2 protein-coding genes are annotated in these 1767 nt (G+C 48.6%); both read left to right on the forward strand.

All coding sequences use genetic code 11. The annotated features are described in order from the left end of the window. Positions 1-696: succinate--CoA ligase subunit alpha (gene sucD, locus RTY00_RS09510; RefSeq protein ID WP_312664244.1), on the forward strand; the 696-nt coding region annotated here is incomplete at its 5' end. Positions 697-1357: 661 nt separating this feature from the next. Beyond that, positions 1358-1767, forward strand: a 410-nt coding sequence (locus RTY00_RS09515; RefSeq protein WP_312664245.1) for a cytochrome ubiquinol oxidase subunit I, incomplete at its 3' end; no start/stop codon positions are given.

Raw genomic sequence — 1767 nt, forward strand, 5'->3', positions numbered from 1 at the left:
GTAGAAGCGACAGGCGCAACCGCCACCGTTATCTACGTTCCAGCGCCGTTCTGCAAAGACGGTATTCTGGAAGCGATCGATGCAGGCATCAAACTGATCATCACCATCACCGAAGGTATCCCAACGCTGGATATGCTGACCGTGAAAGTGAAGCTGGATGAAGCTGGCGTACGCATGATCGGCCCGAACTGCCCAGGCGTGATCACCCCAGGCGAATGTAAGATCGGTATCATGCCGGGCCACATTCACCAGCCAGGCCGCGTCGGTATCGTATCGCGTTCAGGTACGCTGACTTATGAAGCCGTTAAGCAGACCACTGACATCGGCTACGGCCAGTCAACCTGCGTAGGTATCGGTGGCGACCCGATCCCAGGCTCTAACTTCATCGACATCCTGAAATTGTTCCAGGAAGATCCACAGACCGAAGTGATCGTGATGATCGGTGAGATCGGTGGTAGTGCGGAAGAAGAAGCAGCAGCCTACATCAAAGCACACGTGACCAAGCCGGTTGTCGGCTACATCGCGGGTGTGACTGCACCGAAAGGCAAACGTATGGGCCACGCAGGCGCCATCATTGCCGGTGGTAAAGGTACTGCTGATGAGAAATTTGCTGCGCTGGAAGCGGCCGGTGTGAAAACCGTACGCAGCCTGGCAGACATTGGCGACGCGGTTAAAGCGGTTCTGCCAATCAAATAAGCCAGTATTGACTGACATTAAAAAGCCACCTTCGGGTGGCTTTTTTTTGGTAATAACCCGCCGAAAACAGGGGCAAAAAGCGTAACGGTTTCAAAAACAGCGGCTATGCTTACTCTGTCATCAGGGTAAAGAAGGGAAAAGACGCTGGATCTTTGTCAAACAATTGGCACTTAGCTTTCCAGATCGAGGTTAAATAATTGCGGAAAAGGTAATTATATTCTTAATTATATGATGATGTTGTGACATCTAATTAACAACCACTTTAACACTACATATCTGGAAATTTATTGTCTTAATCCAGATCAATAAATAGCGAGTTATAGGAAACTTTACCGCTAGCAAAACAGCGACTAACCGGTATAAATTGCGCTGCATCAATTCAGTCTTCGTCATAATTTTTCAGGAGTTTGTGCCAGGCGTTGTTATATCAATTCTGCCGCCTCCTCATTCCACTCCTGCTTAAAATTGACTGAAAAGATCGGTTTTTAAGGGAATTTTATCACTGTTACTCGCCTTCTTCGGGCAACAGCTTTCTCTGTTCTATCAGTAACAAAACTGGAATCAATAATCAGTCGTTCCTGAATCTTATTCTGCGCGTCAATGTCTGTTGTTTGCCGTTGTCATCCGCAGGGGAAGTTCATGCGAGGAGCAAGGAGTCATCATGTTAGATATTGTCGAGCTGTCGCGTTTACAGTTTGCCCTGACGGCGATGTACCATTTCCTGTTCGTGCCATTAACGCTGGGTATGGCGTTTTTATTGGCGATCATGGAAACCGTATATGTCCTGACGGGGAAACAAATTTATAAAGATATGACCAAGTTCTGGGGCAAGTTGTTTGGTATCAACTTTGCGCTTGGCGTGGCTACTGGCCTGACCATGGAATTCCAGTTCGGTACCAACTGGTCATATTATTCACATTACGTCGGCGATATCTTCGGTGCGCCGCTCGCCATTGAAGGCTTAATGGCGTTCTTCCTCGAATCCACCTTTGTTGGCCTGTTCTTCTTCGGCTGGGATCGCCTCGGCAAGGTGCAACACCTTGCGGTGACCTGGCTGGTGGCGCTCGGTTC

This window comes from Pantoea sp. CTOTU49201 (genome assembly GCF_032054795.1).
Classification (GTDB): Bacteria; Pseudomonadota; Gammaproteobacteria; order Enterobacterales; family Enterobacteriaceae; genus Pantoea; species Pantoea symbiotica.